Annotated in this window: 18 protein-coding genes; 10 read left to right on the top strand and 8 right to left on the bottom strand. The window is 34.6% G+C overall.

Annotated features, from left to right (window positions below):
- Nucleotides 1-17 precede the first annotated feature (17 nt).
- Complete coding sequence (locus BUC31_RS13260; RefSeq protein ID WP_073244915.1) at nt 18-533, top strand: hypothetical protein; 516 nt, start codon at nt 18-20, stop codon at nt 531-533.
- A gap of 2 nt (nt 534-535) precedes the next feature.
- Here the strand turns inward: BUC31_RS13260 and BUC31_RS13265 are convergent, their stop codons facing one another.
- Nucleotides 536-1492: a lytic transglycosylase domain-containing protein gene (locus BUC31_RS13265; protein WP_073244917.1), complete on the bottom strand. Its 957-nt coding sequence runs from the start codon at nt 1490-1492 to the stop codon at nt 536-538.
- Between the two features lie 65 nt (nt 1493-1557).
- Nucleotides 1558-2220 (bottom strand): alpha/beta hydrolase, encoded by a 663-nt coding sequence (locus BUC31_RS13270; protein WP_073244919.1) that lies wholly within the window; start codon nt 2218-2220, stop codon nt 1558-1560.
- Between the two features lie 177 nt (nt 2221-2397).
- On the opposite strand from BUC31_RS13270, the gene BUC31_RS13275 reads away from it, so the two are divergent.
- Nucleotides 2398-2694, top strand: coding sequence for a GNAT family N-acetyltransferase (locus BUC31_RS13275; RefSeq protein WP_073244921.1), 297 nt, complete (start codon nt 2398-2400; stop codon nt 2692-2694).
- Nucleotides 2695-2729: 35 nt separating this feature from the next.
- Here the strand turns inward: BUC31_RS13275 and mtaB are convergent, their stop codons facing one another.
- From mtaB to BUC31_RS13290, 3 genes are all read right to left on the bottom strand, one after another.
- Nucleotides 2730-4058 carry a tRNA (N(6)-L-threonylcarbamoyladenosine(37)-C(2))-methylthiotransferase MtaB gene (gene mtaB / locus BUC31_RS13280; protein WP_073244923.1) on the bottom strand — a complete coding sequence of 443 codons (1329 nt, stop codon included), beginning with the start codon at nt 4056-4058 and terminating at the stop codon, nt 2730-2732.
- Nucleotides 4059-4141: 83 nt separating this feature from the next.
- A complete protein-coding gene (locus tag BUC31_RS13285; protein ID WP_073244925.1) occupies nt 4142-5317 on the bottom strand; it encodes a GlmU family protein in 1176 nt (391 codons plus the stop codon).
- 143 nt (nt 5318-5460) lie between these two features.
- Nucleotides 5461-5733, bottom strand: coding sequence for a type B 50S ribosomal protein L31 (locus tag BUC31_RS13290; protein ID WP_073244927.1), 273 nt, complete (start codon nt 5731-5733; stop codon nt 5461-5463).
- A gap of 181 nt (nt 5734-5914) precedes the next feature.
- On the opposite strand from BUC31_RS13290, the gene BUC31_RS13295 reads away from it, so the two are divergent.
- From BUC31_RS13295 to BUC31_RS13310, 4 genes are read left to right on the top strand one after another with little or no spacing between them, the layout of a single operon-like run.
- Nucleotides 5915-6436 carry a DUF4199 domain-containing protein gene (locus tag BUC31_RS13295; protein WP_073244929.1) on the top strand — a complete coding sequence of 174 codons (522 nt, stop codon included), beginning with the start codon at nt 5915-5917 and terminating at the stop codon, nt 6434-6436.
- A gap of 46 nt (nt 6437-6482) precedes the next feature.
- A complete protein-coding gene (locus BUC31_RS13300; protein ID WP_073244931.1) occupies nt 6483-7442 on the top strand; it encodes a glycosyltransferase family 2 protein in 960 nt (319 codons plus the stop codon).
- 44 nt (nt 7443-7486) lie between these two features.
- Complete coding sequence (locus BUC31_RS13305; protein ID WP_073244933.1) at nt 7487-9196, top strand: phospho-sugar mutase; 1710 nt, start codon at nt 7487-7489, stop codon at nt 9194-9196.
- A complete protein-coding gene (locus BUC31_RS13310) occupies nt 9196-11022 on the top strand; it encodes an ABC transporter ATP-binding protein (protein ID WP_073244935.1) in 1827 nt (608 codons plus the stop codon). Before BUC31_RS13305 ends, BUC31_RS13310 begins: the two co-directional genes overlap by 1 nt.
- A gap of 86 nt (nt 11023-11108) precedes the next feature.
- Here BUC31_RS13310 and BUC31_RS13315 read toward each other — a convergent pair whose 3' ends face one another.
- The gene (locus tag BUC31_RS13315; protein WP_139251967.1) at nt 11109-11774 is read right to left on the bottom strand and encodes a hypothetical protein; all 666 of its coding nucleotides are present in this window, start codon (nt 11772-11774) and stop codon (nt 11109-11111) included.
- A 163-nt stretch (nt 11775-11937) separates the two neighbouring features.
- On the opposite strand from BUC31_RS13315, the gene BUC31_RS13320 reads away from it, so the two are divergent.
- Genes BUC31_RS13320 through BUC31_RS13330 form a run of 3 tightly spaced genes read left to right on the top strand, consistent with a single transcriptional unit; the run spans nt 11938 to nt 13450 of the window.
- Entirely contained in the window at nt 11938-12480 is a 543-nt protein-coding gene (locus BUC31_RS13320; protein ID WP_073244940.1) for an RNA polymerase sigma factor, read from the top strand.
- 33 nt (nt 12481-12513) lie between these two features.
- Nucleotides 12514-13020 carry a hypothetical protein gene (locus tag BUC31_RS13325; RefSeq protein ID WP_073244942.1) on the top strand — a complete coding sequence of 169 codons (507 nt, stop codon included), beginning with the start codon at nt 12514-12516 and terminating at the stop codon, nt 13018-13020.
- Complete coding sequence (locus BUC31_RS13330; protein ID WP_073244944.1) at nt 13013-13450, top strand: hypothetical protein; 438 nt, start codon at nt 13013-13015, stop codon at nt 13448-13450. Before BUC31_RS13325 ends, BUC31_RS13330 begins: the two co-directional genes overlap by 8 nt.
- On the opposite strand, the gene BUC31_RS13335 is transcribed toward BUC31_RS13330, so the two are convergent.
- Nucleotides 13451-14473 (bottom strand): WD40/YVTN/BNR-like repeat-containing protein, encoded by a 1023-nt coding sequence (locus tag BUC31_RS13335; RefSeq protein WP_073244946.1) that lies wholly within the window; start codon nt 14471-14473, stop codon nt 13451-13453.
- A 157-nt stretch (nt 14474-14630) separates the two neighbouring features.
- Between BUC31_RS13335 and BUC31_RS13340 the strand changes: the two genes are divergently transcribed.
- The gene (locus tag BUC31_RS13340) at nt 14631-15845 is read left to right on the top strand and encodes an RsmB/NOP family class I SAM-dependent RNA methyltransferase (protein ID WP_073244948.1); all 1215 of its coding nucleotides are present in this window, start codon (nt 14631-14633) and stop codon (nt 15843-15845) included.
- Nucleotides 15846-15924: 79 nt separating this feature from the next.
- On the opposite strand, the gene BUC31_RS13345 is transcribed toward BUC31_RS13340, so the two are convergent.
- A complete protein-coding gene (locus BUC31_RS13345) occupies nt 15925-17517 on the bottom strand; it encodes a zinc-binding metallopeptidase family protein (protein ID WP_073244950.1) in 1593 nt (530 codons plus the stop codon).
- Nucleotides 17518-17658 lie beyond the last annotated feature (141 nt).

The raw sequence follows: 17658 nt of genomic DNA on the forward strand, positions 1-17658 counted from the left end.
AAACAAAAACTTAAAATATGTTCAATAAAAATTTAAAATTAATCATTGCAGGACTTATAATTGCTTTTTCTGTATACCAATTTATAGAAGGCAACATAGGAAATGGCATATTTCTAATCCTACTATCCTTAATTTTTATCTTTCTTTATTTTAGAAATGAAATTATTCTTTTGGCTTTTTTAAGAATGCGTAAGCAAGATTTAACTGGAACAAAGAATTGGTTAGATAAAATTAAAAATCCTGAAGGGGCACTAACAGTTAAACAACAAGGCTACTATAATTACCTACATGGTATTATATTTTCTCAAACTAATTTAACCCAAGCTGAAAAATACTTTAAAAAAGCATTAAAACTTGGCTTAACAATGGATTATGATGTTGCTATGGCTAAATTGAGCCTAGCAGGTATATCTATGCAAAAACGTCGCAAGAGAGAAGCTACTATGTTACTTAACGAAGCTAAGAAATTAGACAAAAACAATATGTTGACGGATCAAATTAAAATGATGCAACAACAAATGAAGAAAATCTAATCTTATTTAGTTTCTCTATAATATCCTTTATTAGGAATTTCTACAGTATACTTCTTACGAGAATTATTATTTAAATGCGCCTCTCTCAACCATGGATTGTGGCGCTTTAATATTTTATAGTTAATCTCGTACTCCTGTGCAAAATCAGCAAAGTCGCTTACTGGCTTATCTATCTCAACAGTAAATGTCGGTACCGCTTCGTACATATCTTCTTTCTCGATATGAAAACCATACTTTTCTGGATTTGAAAGGATTTCTTTGATAGCCATAATTCTAAATACATACCTACCTGTTTCACTACCAAGCAATAAATCCCAATAGTTATCGACTTGTTGAATACCCATGTACTTATTAATTGCCCCTGGTCCTGCGTTATAAGCAGCTGCAGTTAATGCCCAACTACCATATTTGTCTTTCCATCTGTTCAAATACTTACAAGCAACCTCTGTCGACTTTTCTAAATGATAACGCTCATCAACATTTGAGTTCACCTCTAAGCCATATTCTCTACCTGTTTCTCTCATTATCTGCCAAAAACCAGTTGCTCCTGCTGGCGAAACTACATTCGTCAATCCGCTTTCCGCTACAGCTAAATATTTAAAATCATCAGGAATTCCGTTTTTAGCTAAAATTGGCTCTATTACAGGAAAAAACTTATTAGCTCTTTTAATAAGTAATACTGCGTTTGACTGCCAATAGGTATTCACCAAAAATTCGCGATCTATACGCTCCATAATTTCTGGATCTGCTTGAGGAACAATTTCTCCTGCAAAATTCAAATCAGCAGGTATCTCTATAGATGAAATCTTATATGATTTAGAAACGTTTTTCTGAACACTATCATTCGCAACTACCCTATCATTATTTACTATACCTTCAGTGTTTCCCACAGCAAATATCAACGTACCCGCAACGAACACAACACCTAATAACATTAATATATTCTTAATAGTTTTCATGAATTTTATATTTTAAATTATTTCTACCAACACTTTACGCTATCAAAGGTATATATAGAACTATCTTATTCCAAAATAATTGTTGGCAAGTTCTCGTTAAACCACTTTGCTCTATGTATTATCATGGTATGGGTTCCATTGGGCACATGAATACAATTACCACAATTTTCAATTGGAAACACAGGATCCTTCTCACCATGTATATGCACCAATTTCTCACACGGCACCTCTTGTTTCCAATTTACTAGCTCATGTATACTCCAATCTATATAGCTTTTATCTCTAACGGATAAATACTTTTCATACAACGAAAGACGTTTCGTTACACTTTCGCCAAATGCATATTTAGCTAATAATTCTACATTATTAACCAAACCAGTAGGCAGCAGTTTATGCACACTTGTATACCTCGCAAAAATCATACGTTTTGGCAATTCATATCTAGTTTTTACACTAGACACAATTACCACTTTTCTTACCTCTATATATTTAGACATTTCTTGGACCAAGAGTCCGCCTAACGAAACTCCTAACAATACCACATTTTCATGTTGTATTTTACTACACATGTTTTTTGCATAATCAACAAATGAAATACCCCTTACAGGAACACTCCATTCTAAAAAATGAAGTTCAAAGCTTTCTTTGGGTAATTTTATATACTCAAAAATAGCAGGACTTGCTGCCATACCAGGCATACAATACACATGAATTACATTATCTGTCATAGTCACGAAGCGTAGTAAAAACTAGGAAATTAAGTATTTTTTAACTACTTTTGTAAGAGAATGTGAAAAACATATACAATTTGATATGTTATATTTTATACAGCATTCCCTAATGATAAATTACGATATGAGAACATCGTAATTTTTTTGTCTAACAACAAAACTAAAATTTTCTATATGAACGATGTTATCATTAATGACAATTCTTTTCTGCGACAATTTGAAACTACTGTAGATGGTCATCTTGCCAGAATTGAATATTCTTCTCAAGAAAGAAAGATATTTCTTACCAAGCTAGTTGTTCCTGAGGAAATTACAGATGAAGATTTTAGAGAAAACTTCATAAAAGCTGTTTTAAGTATTATTCAAGATAGAAATCTTAGAGTTGTTCCAACTAGCCCTCATATAGCAGGGTTTCTTCGAAAGAACAGAAGACAATACAAAGAAATGTTACCTATTGGTATTCGCATCTAATAAATTAAAAAGCCTTTCAAATGAAAGGCTTTTTTTTATGCTTCTACTTTTTCGTTTACAAAATTAAACCGAACTAGACCGTCCTTATCAATTTCGGTCAACTTCACTTTATGCAAAGTATTTACCAGTTCAGGATTCCAAGGTGATTTTACTTTCACGTAGTTCTCAGTGAACCCGTGAATATATCCTTCTTTATTCTCACCCTCAAACAACACAGTTAAATTATTGCCCAACTGACTCTCATAGAACGCTCGTCTCTTCTTTACAGACAATCCGCGTAACATTTTACTCCTTTTACTCCTTACTTTATTAGGCACCACTCCACCCATTGTAGCAGCTGGTGTATTATCTCTTTCCGAATACGTAAAAACGTGTAAATAAGAAATATCTAAATCATTCAAAAAGTGATACGTTTCTAAAAAATGCTCTTCGGTCTCACCAGGGAAACCAACTATTACATCAACCCCAACACAGCAATTCGGCATTACTTCCCTAATCTTCGCTACACGTTCTCTATAAAGATTCGTCATATAACGACGCTTCATTAACTTAAGCAGGTCATCACTACCACTCTGCAAGGGAATATGAAAATGAGGCACAAAAGTTTTACTTTGAGAAACAAACTCAATGGTTTCATTCTTTAAAAGATTAGGCTCAATTGATGAAATTCGTAAACGATGAATACCATCTACATCATCTAAAGCTGTAACAAGATCCAAAAAAGTATGCTCATGCTTTTTATTACCGAACTCCCCTTTACCGTAATCCCCAATATTTACTCCCGTTAGAACAATTTCCTTAATACCTTGTTCAGATATATCAGCTGCATTCTTTAAAACATTTTCTAAAGTATCGCTTCGAGAAATACCACGTGCTAAAGGTATTGTACAATACGTGCATTTATAATCACAACCATCTTGAACCTTTAAGAATGCCCTAGTTCTATCTCCAATAGCATAACTACCTACATAAAAATCGGCATCTGCTATTTCACAAGAATGAACCTTACCATGATCATTTTTGGTTAAATCGTTTATATAGTCGGTAATCTTGAATTTCTCTGTAGCTCCTAAAACCAAATCTACGCCATCTACATCAGCAAGTTCTTCTGGTTTTAATTGAGCATAGCAACCTACAGCCGCAACAAAAGCATCGGGATTTATCTTCTGTGCTTTCTTAACTATAGTCTTAAATTTTTTATCAGCATTATCGGTTACAGAACATGTATTTATAACATACATATCTGCTTTTTCTGAAAAATCTACCCTATCGAACCCCTCGTCTGCAAAGCTTCGGGCTATGGTAGATGTTTCTGAAAAGTTCAACTTACATCCTAAAGTGTAAAATGCCACTTTCTTCTTCATCTAATAATCTCTTTGAGCGTGTAAAAATACTTAACTTCAACTAGTTGTATCAAGCTAAGTAGTTGAATTTCAATTCTAAATACTTAGTACTTTCTCCATTTTTTTGTTACTTCAAATACATGGGTTAAAATATTGGCTTCAATTTCATCAAACTCCACCCCTCTTCTTGCCATCATTACTTTAGCCGCATCAAATGCTTTTGCAGGTTGATACGCCGTAAACCCAGATGCTCCGCCCCAGCTAAAACTGGGAACAAAATTTCTAGGAAACCCAGGAACATAGATGTTTGAATTTACCCCAATTACAGTACCCGTATTAAACATGGTATTAATAGCGGTCTTACTATGATCACCCATCATTAATCCACAAAATTGTAATCCGGTTTGTTCAAAACTCTCTGTGGCATAATTCCACAAACGGACTTTTGCATAGTTATTTTTAAGATTGGAGTTATTTGAATCTGCTCCTATATTACACCATTCTCCTAATACAGCATTGCCTAAATATCCTTCATGACCTTTACTTGAGTATCCAAAAATAACCGAATTACTAACTTCCCCACACACTTTACTATACGGACCAATAGTAGTTGCTCCATAGAGCTTACCTCCCATTTTTATAATAGCATTGTTACAAAGTGCCAAGCCACCACGTATTAGACTTCCTTCCCAGATTTCAGAATTTTTACCTAAATAAATAGGTCCGTCAGTAGCATTTAGAATACTAAACTCAACCTTTGCACCTTCTTCAAGAAATATACGTTCTGGGTGAATTAATTGGTTGGTACTTGATATGGGCTGACTTTTTCGACCTTTTGTAATGAAATCAAAATCGGACTGTAAGATATCTGCGTTTTTATCGAAAATATCCCAGGTGTTATTTATTTGAACAAGACCACCTTTAAACTCAACTACATCAAATTCACTTAATTCATCTGCACTTTTAGAAACTGCAGCTAAATAAGCAATTATCAATTCGCCCGACATTAACCTTTCGCCCGACCGCAAAGCTTTAACTGCTTTCAGCAACTCGTTAGATGGTAATACCGAAGCATCTATAAAAACATTAGATTCTTCTAAACTAACAGGGTATTTCACACTTAAATAGTCCTCAGTCAAAGATGTTACCGAAACTTTTAAAAATGCTTCCCAACGCTCTTTCAAGGTCATAATACCCACTCTAATTTCTGAAACAGGACGAGTAAAAGTGAAGGGCAAAAGATGATCCCTACGAGGACCATCAAAAAGAATAAAGTTCATACTAGATGATTTTTTTCAAAATTAACAAATATCCGTAGAGCATCTATATATAATAGACAACTTCCTTTATTTAAAAGTTAAACGCAAAAGAAACGCCTTCGAAAATTTCGAAGGCGTTATATTTAAAACAAAGAATAAAAAAACTATTCTTCTTCTTTTTTCTCTTCTTTCACAAATTTCTTGTATTTGTTCTTGAACTTGTCGATACGACCAGCTGTATCCAAGAATTTTGCTTTACCAGTGTAAAAAGGGTGAGAAGTTCTTGAAATTTCCAATTTTACCAATGGATACTCAACACCTTCAACCTCTAAAGTCTCTTTAGTATCAGCTGTTGATTTTGTTAAAAATACTTCCTCGTTAGACATGTCCTTAAAGGCCACTATCCTATAATTTTCTGGGTGTAAATCTTTTTTCATTATAAAAACTTTAACGCACCCATTCCGACGGGCACTCATTTTAAGGCTGCAAAAATAGTGAAATTATACAAATGGACAATTAGAAATCAAAAAAAATATTAAAATTAAATTTAACCACATTTGTAACAATATATATAATTGCAGTACTAATATACAAAACAACCTATAATCACTATATATCATGGAAGAAAACGAACCTAAAACTGGAAAATATGCAATGAATTATGGCTTACTTACAGGGCTTGTAGGTGTTGTATTTGCTGTTATGCTTTTTATAATGGACATGCATTACGAGCAAGTAACTTCTGTACAGATTATTCAAATAGTAATATTAGCTGCCGGAATTGTTTTGGCAATTCTCCAATTTAAGAAAGCTGGCGGCGGATTACTAACCATATCTGAAGCCCTAAAAGTTGGCGCAGGTGTAGCGCTAATTGCAGGAATTGTTGGTTTATTGTGGTTTTTCATACAATCTAACCTTATAGAACCTGACTATTTAGATAAAGTTTATGAAATAGGTAAAATAAAAGCAATGAAAGACAACCCTAGTCTTACGGAAGAACAAATTGATCAAGGCATTGAAATGCAAAAAGGACTAGCTTGGATTATGTACCCAGTAGGTTTGATAATTAATGTTCTTATTGCTTTAATCATAAGCTTAATTACAGGATTAATTCTGAAAAAAGAAGAAGCCGCTTATTAATGCTAAGTAATTGTAGTATTTTTGGAGACAATACCAGAAGTCGCGCATGCAATTATCTATAGTAATTCCTTTACTTAACGAAGAAGATTCACTTAAAGAACTTCATGATTGGATTGTATCTGTGATGCAAGCCAATCATTTTTCTTATGAAATTTTGTTTGTTGATGACGGCAGCACTGATGCCTCTTGGAAGATTATCACCGCATTATCTGAGAAAAACCCTGCTGTTAAGGGAATTCATTTTTTACGCAACTTCGGTAAATCACAAGCACTACATGCCGGATTTAAAGCTGTAAGTGGTGATGTTATCATTACCATGGATGCCGATTTACAAGATAACCCAGAAGAAATTCCAGAGTTATATAATATGATAACCAATGAAGGCTACGAATTGGTATCTGGCTGGAAAAAGAAAAGGTACGATTCTATTGTCTTTAAAAACACGCCTTCAAAATTGTTCAATTGGGCAGCTAGAAGAACATCTGGTGTTAGATTGCATGATTTTAATTGTGGTCTAAAAGCATATGCCCATGATGTTGTAAAGAACATTGAAGTATCTGGCGAAATGCATAGATATATTCCTGTACTTGCCAAAAATGCTGGTTTTTCTAAAATTGGAGAAAAGGTAGTTCAACATCAAGCTCGTAAATACGGTAAAACAAAATTCGGAATGGAACGTTTCATAAATGGCTTTCTAGATTTACTGACCATTTGGTTCGTATCTAGATTTGGTAAACGACCTATGCACTTATTCGGCGCTTTGGGCGTTTTAATGTTCTTAATCGGATTCGGATTTGCTATCTATTTAGGTATAGATAAATTATTCATAAACAAGTTTGGAAGATTGATAACAGACCGACCACAATTTTATATTTCACTGATAGCCATGGTGATAGGAACACAGTTGTTCTTAGCAGGCTTTCTTGGCGAAATATTAATACGTTCTAAGAAAGAAGAAAAAAGATATATTGTCTCTGAAGAAATAAACACCGCACTTTTAGAATAGTAAAATTCTTACTAACTTAATTGCACATAAAACTATAAACCAAAATGGATAACATCCTTGATACTGCTAAAACCTGGCTTACCGATTTTTTCGACCCAGCTGTAAAAAAAGAAATTGAACACCTTATCGCCAATGATAAAGAAGAACTAAACGACCGTTTCTATAAAAATATGGAATTCGGTACCGGTGGTATGAGAGGCGTTATGGGCGTGGGCACCAATCGTATTAACAAATATACATTGGGCAAAAGCACACAGGGACTTAGCAATTACCTTAATAAAGTATATAAAGACGAAGAAATTAAAGTAGTTATTGCTTTTGATTGCCGTCATAATAGTGATACGCTAGCTAGAATTGTAGCTGAAGTGTTCTCTGCAAACAATATTAAAGTATACCTTTTCTCAGATTTGCGCACCACTCCAGAACTTTCGTTTGCAGTAAGACATTTAAACTGCCATGCAGGTATTGTTTTAACAGCATCTCATAACCCACCAGAATATAATGGGTATAAAGTATATTGGACAGATGGCGGACAAATTGTACCACCACAGGACGGAGCTATTATTTCTGAAATTAATTCTCTTGATTTTGAAGATATAAAGTTTAATGCAAACGATAGCCTTATTCAAGTAATTGACAAGGAAGTTGATGAAGCTTTTATCTCACAGTCAGTAGCTGCCGGAAACTTTAATGCTGCCGGTAAAGATGATTTCAAAATTGTTTTCACATCACTACACGGAACTTCAATTACCGCTATACCAGAAGTATTGAAACGTGGCGGGTATGAAAACGTAACCATAATTGAAGAACAAGCCAAACCTGATGGAAACTTCCCTACGGTAAAGTCTCCAAATCCTGAGGAACCTGAGGCGCTTTCTATGGCTGTTAAAAAGGCTGAAGAAATTGGTGCTGATATGGTTGTAGGTACAGATCCAGATAGTGACCGTCTAGGGATTGCCGTTCGTAACCTTGATGGTGAAATGGAAATTGTTAATGGAAACCAAGCAATGGTTTTAATGACAAAATTCCTTCTAGAAAAGAGAAAAGAAAAAGGTTTTAAAGGAAATGAATTTATTGCCACAACTATAGTTTCTACCCCAATGATGGAAGCTATGGCCAAAGCATACGGAGTAGAGTTCAAAACATCACTTACTGGTTTTAAATGGATCGGTAAAATGATCAAAGATTTTCCACAATCAGATTTTATTGGTGGTGGCGAAGAAAGCTTTGGTTACATGGTAGGCGATTTTGTTCGGGATAAAGATGCTGTTACCTCTACCCTATTGGCTTGTGAAATTGCTAGTCAGGCTAAAGCTAATGGTAGTTCTTTTTACAAAGACTTAATACAATGTTATGTTGATTATGGTTTCTATAAAGAGCATTTAGTTTCTATCACCAAAAAAGGCATTAGTGGTGCCGAAGAAATTAAGCAAATGCTGAAGGACTTTAAAGAAAATCCGGTGGAATCTGTTGCTGGTTCCAAAGTAAAGTGGATTGAAGACTACAATACTTCAATCGCTAAAAATGTATTGACTGGCGAAGAGAAAACTATTGATATTCCAAAATCTAACGTTTTAATTTACGAAACAGAAGATGGTACAAGAATAGCAGCGAGACCAAGTGGAACAGAACCTAAAGTGAAATTCTACATCAGTACAAATACAAAATTAGAAAAAACTGAAGATTATAAAAAAGTAGCGGCAGAACTTGACAATAAGGTCAAGAGCATTCTTGCTGAGCTTAATTTAGCTTAATGAACTATTTCAAAAAGATTCTTCGCTTTGCGAAGCCTTACAAGATATATGCTATTTTAAATATTATATCTAACGTCTTTTATGCATTGTTTTCAACATTGGCGATGATTTCATTATTTCCAATGTTGAACGTGCTTTTTAATCAAACAGAAAAAATATACATCAAACCAAAATGGAATGGTATTTCTGATTTAAAGGATTTTGCTACCGACTCTTTAAACTTTTATGTTACCGAACGAAGCGAGCATAGCGATCCAGGCGAAGTACTTATGCTAATGGTAGGATTAATAATTACGATGTTTCTTCTAAAGAATCTTTTTAATTACTTAGCCATGTACTTCATTACTTTTCTGCGTAATGGTGTACTTAAAGATTTACGAAATGAATTATATGACAAAACAATAGAACTTCCTATATCTTATTATTCTGAAAAAAGAAAAGGTGATACTATTGCCCGTATAACATCTGATGTATTAGAAATACAACATTCCTTTTTATCTATATTAGAACTGATTGTAAGAGAACCACTTACAATCATTTTTACGATTATAGCCATGTTAGCTATTAGTCCGAAATTAACATTATTTGTATTTCTATTTCTTCCGGTTTCAGGATTTTTAATTTCATTAATCGGTAAATCTTTAAAACGAAAATCCGACAAGGTTCAAAATGAACAAGGCTACTTCTTATCCATATTAGAAGAAACCTTAGGCGGTTTACGAGTCATCAAAGCCTTTAATGCGGAATCGGTATTCGCCAAGAAATTTCAAGCGTCCACCAAAAGATTTTTTAATTTTTCAAATAGCCTACTTAATAGACAAAATTTAGCATCACCGACAAGTGAATTTTTTGGTATTGCTGCTATCGGAGTCATTCTTTGGTATGGAGGGCAAATGGTACTTGTAGATAAAACACTTGAAGCTGAACTCTTTATAACGTATATGGCATTATCGTATCAAATACTAACACCTGCCAAATCTATTAGCAAAGCTTCGTATAGTGTCAAGAAAGGTAACGCAGCGGCAGAACGTGTATTAGAGATATTAGATACAGAAAACCCTATTTCTGAAATCGAAAATCCTATTCAACAAGAAACGTTTAATACAGCCGTTGACATCAATAATATCTCTTTCAAGTATGAAGATGAGTACGTCTTAAAAAACTTTAACCTAACAGTTGAAAAAGGTAAAACTGTTGCGCTAGTAGGGCAATCTGGTAGTGGAAAAAGTACAATTGCTAATCTTGTTACTCGTTTTTATGATGTTAATGAAGGAGAAATAAGTATTGATGGTAATAACATTAAAAACCTCAGTAAAAAATCGCTCCGTGGTCTATTAGGCTTGGTGACTCAAGATTCTATTTTATTTAATGACACTGTTAAAAACAACATCGGATTAGGAAAAGAAAATGCTACCGACGAAGAAATTATTGCAGCCGCTAAAATTGCAAATGCACATGATTTCATCATGGACCTACCTAAAGGGTATGACACTAACATTGGAGATAGCGGCAACAAGTTAAGTGGCGGACAAAAACAGCGATTGTCCATTTCTAGAGCGGTATTAAAAAATCCTCCAATAATGATATTGGATGAAGCTACATCTGCTTTAGACACTGAAAGCGAACGTCTGGTTCAAGATGCTCTTGAAAAAATGATGAAGAACAGAACTTCTATTGTCATTGCTCACAGACTTTCTACCATTCAAAATGCAGATACTATTGTAGTATTACTAAAAGGAGAGATTGTAGAACAAGGTACTCATGCAGAACTTTTAGAGCTCAATGGTACTTATAAGAAACTGGTACAGATGCAATCGTTGGCATAAGACTATATACCAGCTACATTAGAAAGTTTTCAAATAAAAAAAGCCATCTTTTCAGATGGCTTTCCTTTTTTATGAATAATACTAAACTATCGAGCCACTTTAATATCGACAATCATAATTTGACCGTCGTTACTTTTCATTTTAATAGCTCCTTTATGTCCCGCTGCATTCTCAAACAAAACAATAGTCGGATAATCTTGTGGTCCCATTGCCTCATCTTCATTCTCAATTACTAAGTCAACAAGTGAACTTTCATCAGCAATTGCATCAAATTCTTCAACAGTCATCTGATCAGCTGTATTTTCCATTTTAGTTGTCGTTCCACCTTCTATTTGCTCATCTTGGAACAAATCATCAGGACTCATCCAAAATAAGAATCCGGGATTTGACGGACTCATATCGTACCAAGCTAAATCAATAGTCGGTGCTATTTCTGCATCAATCTCATTATATGTATATAAATTTCCTGTACTTGTAGAAAAGAAGCGCTTCGTATCCACCCCATCAGTATCAACTATAAACTCCACATTTTCATATAAAATATAACTTGAAAATTCTTCAGCTTCCTCTTCAGTTTCTTCCTCGACTATTTCTTCAGTTTCTTCTTCAGCTTCTTCCTCACTCTCAGCCTCCTCTTCCTCTACTGATTCCTCTTCTTCATCTGCTTGTTCAGTTAAGTCTTCGATAATTACATCTTCATTATCATCACTACATGAGATTACAGAAAATACAGTTATAAAAAGGCAAATCAATAAAAAATTCTTCTTTAAAATCATAAAAATAAGTTTTGGTTTATTTTACAACGGATAGATTATTGGTTTATTGATATCACACCAAAATGTATCAATTATCATACAGAATGATTAAACCTTTTCTTATTTTCATGGTCTAAGAATAAACAAACCTCATTTCTAGGTGATTGAAGAGGAAACATTAGTATTAGATTTAAAAACCAAAAGCACACAGGCACAGGCTTTTGAGGTATTAGTAAATACCTACAAAGAGCGCTTATATTGGCAGATACGAAGTATTGTACTAAGCCATGATGATGCGGATGATGTTTTACAGAACACTTTTATTAAAGTTTACAAAAACATAGACGGATTTAAGGGAGACAGCAAACTCTTCTCTTGGATATACCGTATTGCAACTAATGAGGCTTTGAATTTTATTAAGCAACGAGCAAAACTGCAAGGTGTTTCTGATACTGATTATCAAGATAAATTAGTTTCTAATTTAGAAGCAGATGTATATTTTGAGGGAGATGAAATTCAACTTCAACTTCAAAAAGCTATTGTAACACTTCCTGAAAAGCAAAAATTGGTATTTAATATGAAATATTTTCAGGAGTTGAAATATGAAGAGATTTCAGAAATTTTGAATACTTCTGTAGGCGGTTTAAAAGCTTCGTATCATTTAGCAGTAAAAAAATTGGAGCAGTATTTAAAAGAAGATTAAACCTTTTATACAATTGATTGTCAAACTAGTATCATGAACAAAAACAAAAAAAATCCGTTTAAAACTCCAGAAGGCTATTTCGATAGCTTTGAGGATAAATTAATGGATAAATTGTCAGAAACCAAAAGCACAATCCCAAAGGATAGCGCTTTTAAGGTGCCAGATAACTATTTTGAGTCGTTCAATGAATCTCTTAAAGGAAAACTTGATACTGAACCAAAGGTAATACCGCTTTTTCCAATTAAGAAAGTAATAGCCGTAGCTGCATCAATTGCCGCTATTGTGCTTATCGCTTTAAATTACAATTGGAGCTCATCAAGTGAATTAAGCTTCAGCGATATAGCCAATACTGATATTGAAGCTTATTTTGAAAATAATGATTTTGAACTTTCACCTTATGAAATTGCAGAGGTGCTACCAGTAACAAATACTGAATATTCAGATTTTTTAAGCTCACCAATTGAGAGTGATAACCTACTAGATTACTTAAATGAAAATGTAAGTGATTTTGATGAATTTAATATTGAAGACAATGAATAAAGTCATAATAACCATATTCTTATTTGTAACAACCCTTTCTTTTGGACAAAGAAACCATGACTGGGAGAAGATAAACACGCTAAAAGTAGCCTTCATTACTGAAAAACTTTCTCTGAGCAGCAAAGAAGCGCAAGAGTTCTGGCCTGTGTATAATGAGTATCAAGAAAAAAGAAACCTATTACGCAAAAAAAGTCATAACCAGATCAGAGGTAAAATGAAAGATACCGATGCACTGACAGAAAAAGAGGCTGAAAACCTATTAGCCTTACATTTACAAATTGAGGAAGAAGAAGAAATATTGGACACTAACTTTCTCAAGAATGTAAGCAAAGTTATTTCCGCCAAAAAAACACTCTTACTTTTAAGATCAGAAGAAGAATTCAAACGTCAATTAATGAAGCAGTATCGCCAGAATAAAGGTGGTAAATAGTTATTTGAAAGTTAGCTTAGATATTCGATTTTTACCAGCAGCATAAGCAATAGAATCGTTCTGAAAGCGTATGGTAAAGAAAGGCTCCTTTGATAGTTCTTTCCAAGTTTTACCCATATCTGAGGAATATGAAATTCCAGTAAAACCTATAGCTACAAGCCCTGCTCCATTTGATCCAGGCACAAATTGCACACAACTTTTATAACCAGGTTTACTGCCATCAGCTACCAAGCTCCAAGTTTTCCCACCATCTTTTGTTATTGCTTTGTTGGCTTTTGAAGCATCCGGATCGGTGTAATCTCCGCCAATTGCAAATCCTAAATTCTCATCATAGAAATCAATGGAATAAATACCTTCTGTTGGCTTGCCATTTTTAATAGGGGTCTGATTAGTTTCCCATGACTTCCCTTTATCCGAAGAAAACAGAATTCTTCCAGATGTGGTTGCCATCCAAATGTTATCACCTTTTATCTTGATATTTGTATTACTTGCAGCAAAAGCTCCTTCACCTTCTATACCTTCTGGTAATTGTGAGCATGGTAGTTTAGACCACGTGTTTCCACCATCCGAAGTTATTATTATATTTAAACATCCGTCAACTGAGTCTCCTATTGCAATTCCGTCTTTATCATTCAAAAAAGTCATAGCATCATAAAACACACCTTCTCCCTCCTCCTTATACACCAATTCCATTCTACCATTACCTCCCGTTTTATACAACAAGGCAGGCGATTCTATAGAAAGCATAAAAAAATCGGTAGATGTATGTGCCACTGCTCTGAATGCCGGTACGCTCGTATGGTATCTTTCAATATTGGCACGTACTTTACCAGTACCCAAATCTACAGTACCAAAAGTACCTTTATTAGCGGCGAAGGCCAAACTATTACCCATGAGCTCTATAGCTCGAATACTTAAAGAATCTGAATATACGGTTTCAATATCTACAGTATTAAAAGTAGTTGGCGGAACACTTTCTGAGCACGAAACCATTAAAACAATCAAAAGAAAAGTATAACGCATAGGATTATGGTATAAAGTTGATCAAAAATAAATGGAATCGCTTCTAAAACAATACCTTTGCAGCCATAATTTTTTGGAGGACTAAAGCCTATCTAATCGATAATCAATACAATGACGGCTTCAAATCTTCTGACCATGTAAAATAATATCACTTCTAATGAAATTACACAGAAATTTGGTGTTTGCCGTAATCGACGCCTTAAACCTAATATTTAACGAAAATGAATACGCCGATAAGGTGGTTCAAAAAGTATTACGATACGACAAACGTTGGGGCGCTCGCGACCGTGGCTTTATTGCCGAGACTACCTATGAAATGGTACGTTACAAGCGTTTATATACTGAAATAGCAGAAGTTAAAGCTCCTTTTAGCAGACCAGACCTGTTTCGTATGTGGGCAGTTTGGGCCGTCTTGAAAGGTATTAGTTTACCAGATTGGAAACAGATAGAACCAACACCAGAAAGAAGAATTAAAGGTAAATTCGACGAGCTTTCTCAAATAAGAAAATATAGAGAGGCTGTGCCAGATTGGATTGATGAGTTATGCGAAAAAGCTTTAGGTGAAAAATTATGGACCGAAGAGTTAGCTAAACTTAATGTACCTGCAGATGTTATTTTACGTACAAACACACTAAAAACTAACAAAGAAGAATTACGCAAAGCACTTTTAGACGAGAATATTGTTGCCGAGCCTGTAAAAGGTCATCCTTCTGCATTGAAATTGGTTGAGAGAGCAAATGTTTTTGTTACTCAAGCTTTTAAAAACGGAATGTTCGAAGTTCAAGATGCCTCATCTCAGCTAGTTGCCGAATTTTTAGATGTTGAACCTGGGCAACGTGTTGTTGATACATGTGCCGGTGCTGGTGGCAAATCTTTACACTTAGCCGCTTTAATGGAAAACAAAGGTCAATTGATTTCTATGGATATTTACGGAAGTAAATTGAAGGAACTTAAAAGACGTGCTAGACGTAACGGTGCTCATAATATTGAGGTACGTGAAATAGATTCTTCTAAAGTTTATAAAAAACTTTATGGTAGCGCCGATAGGGTTCTTATAGATGCACCGTGTACAGGATTGGGAGTTCTTAGAAGAAACCCAGATTCTAAATGGAAAATGCAACCAGAGTTTCTTGACAAAATTGTGAAGACACAACATGAAATCGTTAGAAGCTACAGTAAAATAGTTAAACCAGGTGGTAAAATGGTATACGCTACATGTTCTATTCTACCTCAAGAAAATAGCCATCAGGTTCAGTCTTTCTTAAAATCTGAAGAAGGTAAAGACTTCTCTTTGGTGAAAGACAAAAAGATATACGCTTCTAAAAGTGGGTTTGACGGATTCTATATGGCATTGCTAGAGAAGAAAATCTAAACACTTTTTCTACACAACTTAAAAAGCCTTTCAGTTCAATTGAACTGAAAGGCTTTTTTAATGGATAGTATTCAACAGCCTAATCTTTCAACGTAGGATACTCTATACCCAATTGTTCTAAATATGTATCGTATTTGGTTTCATCGTAATAAAACTTTTCCAATTCTGACCTAAACTTGTCTTGCTTGTCTTTATTTAAATAAATTGGTGGCATATCACTTTCGGAAAGCATGGGTTGATACTTTGTTTCTTTTTGTTGTTCATTATTGAAATAATCCCAAGCACCTTTTAGCAACTCCGGCTTCAACAAAAAGTCCATAATTGTCATTGCCTCTACCTTTGCTCCAGCAATAACTCCTTTGTGAGCTATAGGTGTTGCCATGGCTATAGAATTACTCCAATGATGACCTTGTAGCCCAGGTATGTTAGAAGGGTAACGCAAAGTAACTGTAGGTACTTTCCATGAAACATCGCCAACGTCATCAGAACCTCCACTAATTGGTTCCACAATAGGAAGTCCTAATTCGGCTAATTCAACCGACAGACCTTCTATTTTCTTTGAATTGACTTCTGTTTGCACTGCTTTTGCTAGGTTTTGATCAGCCTCTGACCATTCTGGCAATCCCACTTCTTTAATATTGGAAAACATGGTCTCTGCAATTATCTTATTATAATGTCGTGGCCATGCCGTACCTAAAATTTTAGATTTCATTGTGGTTCCTGTCATTAATGCCGCTCCTTTTGCCATATCATTTGCCATATCATACATTTCCATAATTCCTTCGTATTCAATATCTCTAAAATAGAACCAAATAGCTGCTTTAGAAGGCACGACATTTGGCTGATCTCCTGAATCGGTAAAAATAGAGTGAGAACGTTTTAAAGGATGTAAATGTTCTCTTTTGTAATTCCATGCAACATTCATTAACTCCGCAGCATCTAAAGCACTTTTTCCTCTCCACGGAGAACCTGCAGAATGCGCCGCTTCGCCATCAAAAGCATATTCGACTGATATTAACCCTGTACCTGTTGTTGGCCCATAAGACACACTTAAATTATTACTTACATGAGTAAAAATACACATATCGATATCGTCAAAAAGACCATCTCTTACATACCAAGCCTTTGCCGCAAGTAATTCTTCAGCAATTCCAGGCCATACTAATAATGTGCCTCCAATATTCTCACGTTCCATTATTTCTTTAACAGCAAAAGCTGAAATAATATTCATAGGTATACCAGAATTATGACCCTCGCCATGTCCCGGAGCACCCTCTACTATAGGTTTGTGATAGGCAACACCTGGATATTGAGATGCTTTAGGAATACAATCTACATCACTACCTAAAGCAATTGTAGGCCCTTCTCCATTGCTCCATGTAGCAAACCAAGCAGTAGGAATTCCTGAGATTGAGTTTTCGATTTCGAATCCGTTTTCAGCTAAAATTCCTGTCAAATACTTTGAAGATTCTACTTCTTGAAAACCCAATTCAGAAAAACTAAAAACTTTATCTACCATTACTTGAGATAGTTTTTTATTTTCTTCAACCAAAGTAGATACTTCAGTTTTTAATTTTTCAATTTGTTTGTTTGATCTTTTCTTTTGTGCGTACACGCCACTATAGGCGAATAAACAACATGCGAATGCACATAGTGTAGTTCTTTGTTTCATGGTGGTTATTTGAATTAGTTACTAGAAGTTACATAAATTGATTGTTACACGTGCGTAACCAACCAATTTTTATCTAATTCAAAACTTGAGCATTCAATTTTGCTATAATAGGATTTTACATAGCATTAAAATCCACATTTA

The sequence above is a fragment of the Maribacter aquivivus genome (assembly GCF_900142175.1).
GTDB classification, from domain to species: Bacteria; Bacteroidota; Bacteroidia; order Flavobacteriales; family Flavobacteriaceae; genus Maribacter; species Maribacter aquivivus.

Excerpts from the sequence above, each read along its gene's own strand:
- BUC31_RS13340 (WP_073244948.1), top strand. The coding sequence starts at position 14,631 with ATGAAATTACACAGAAATTTGGTGTTTGCCGTAATCGACGCCTTAAAC.
- BUC31_RS13310 (WP_073244935.1), top strand. The coding sequence starts at position 9,196 with ATGAACTATTTCAAAAAGATTCTTCGCTTTGCGAAGCCTTACAAGATA.
- BUC31_RS13330 (WP_073244944.1), top strand. The coding sequence starts at position 13,013 with ATGAATAAAGTCATAATAACCATATTCTTATTTGTAACAACCCTTTCT.
- BUC31_RS13275 (WP_073244921.1), top strand. The coding sequence starts at position 2,398 with ATGAACGATGTTATCATTAATGACAATTCTTTTCTGCGACAATTTGAA.
- BUC31_RS13305 (WP_073244933.1), top strand. The coding sequence starts at position 7,487 with ATGGATAACATCCTTGATACTGCTAAAACCTGGCTTACCGATTTTTTC.
- BUC31_RS13290 (WP_073244927.1), bottom strand. The coding sequence starts at position 5,733 with ATGAAAAAAGATTTACACCCAGAAAATTATAGGATAGTGGCCTTTAAG.
- BUC31_RS13295 (WP_073244929.1), top strand. The coding sequence starts at position 5,915 with ATGGAAGAAAACGAACCTAAAACTGGAAAATATGCAATGAATTATGGC.
- BUC31_RS13265 (WP_073244917.1), bottom strand. The coding sequence starts at position 1,492 with ATGAAAACTATTAAGAATATATTAATGTTATTAGGTGTTGTGTTCGTT.
- BUC31_RS13260 (WP_073244915.1), top strand. The coding sequence starts at position 18 with ATGTTCAATAAAAATTTAAAATTAATCATTGCAGGACTTATAATTGCT.
- BUC31_RS13335 (WP_073244946.1), bottom strand. The coding sequence starts at position 14,473 with ATGCGTTATACTTTTCTTTTGATTGTTTTAATGGTTTCGTGCTCAGAA.
- BUC31_RS13285 (WP_073244925.1), bottom strand. The coding sequence starts at position 5,317 with ATGAACTTTATTCTTTTTGATGGTCCTCGTAGGGATCATCTTTTGCCC.
- BUC31_RS13270 (WP_073244919.1), bottom strand. The coding sequence starts at position 2,220 with ATGACAGATAATGTAATTCATGTGTATTGTATGCCTGGTATGGCAGCA.
- BUC31_RS13325 (WP_073244942.1), top strand. The coding sequence starts at position 12,514 with ATGAACAAAAACAAAAAAAATCCGTTTAAAACTCCAGAAGGCTATTTC.
- mtaB (WP_073244923.1), bottom strand. The coding sequence starts at position 4,058 with ATGAAGAAGAAAGTGGCATTTTACACTTTAGGATGTAAGTTGAACTTT.
- BUC31_RS13345 (WP_073244950.1), bottom strand. The coding sequence starts at position 17,517 with ATGAAACAAAGAACTACACTATGTGCATTCGCATGTTGTTTATTCGCC.
- BUC31_RS13300 (WP_073244931.1), top strand. The coding sequence starts at position 6,483 with ATGCAATTATCTATAGTAATTCCTTTACTTAACGAAGAAGATTCACTT.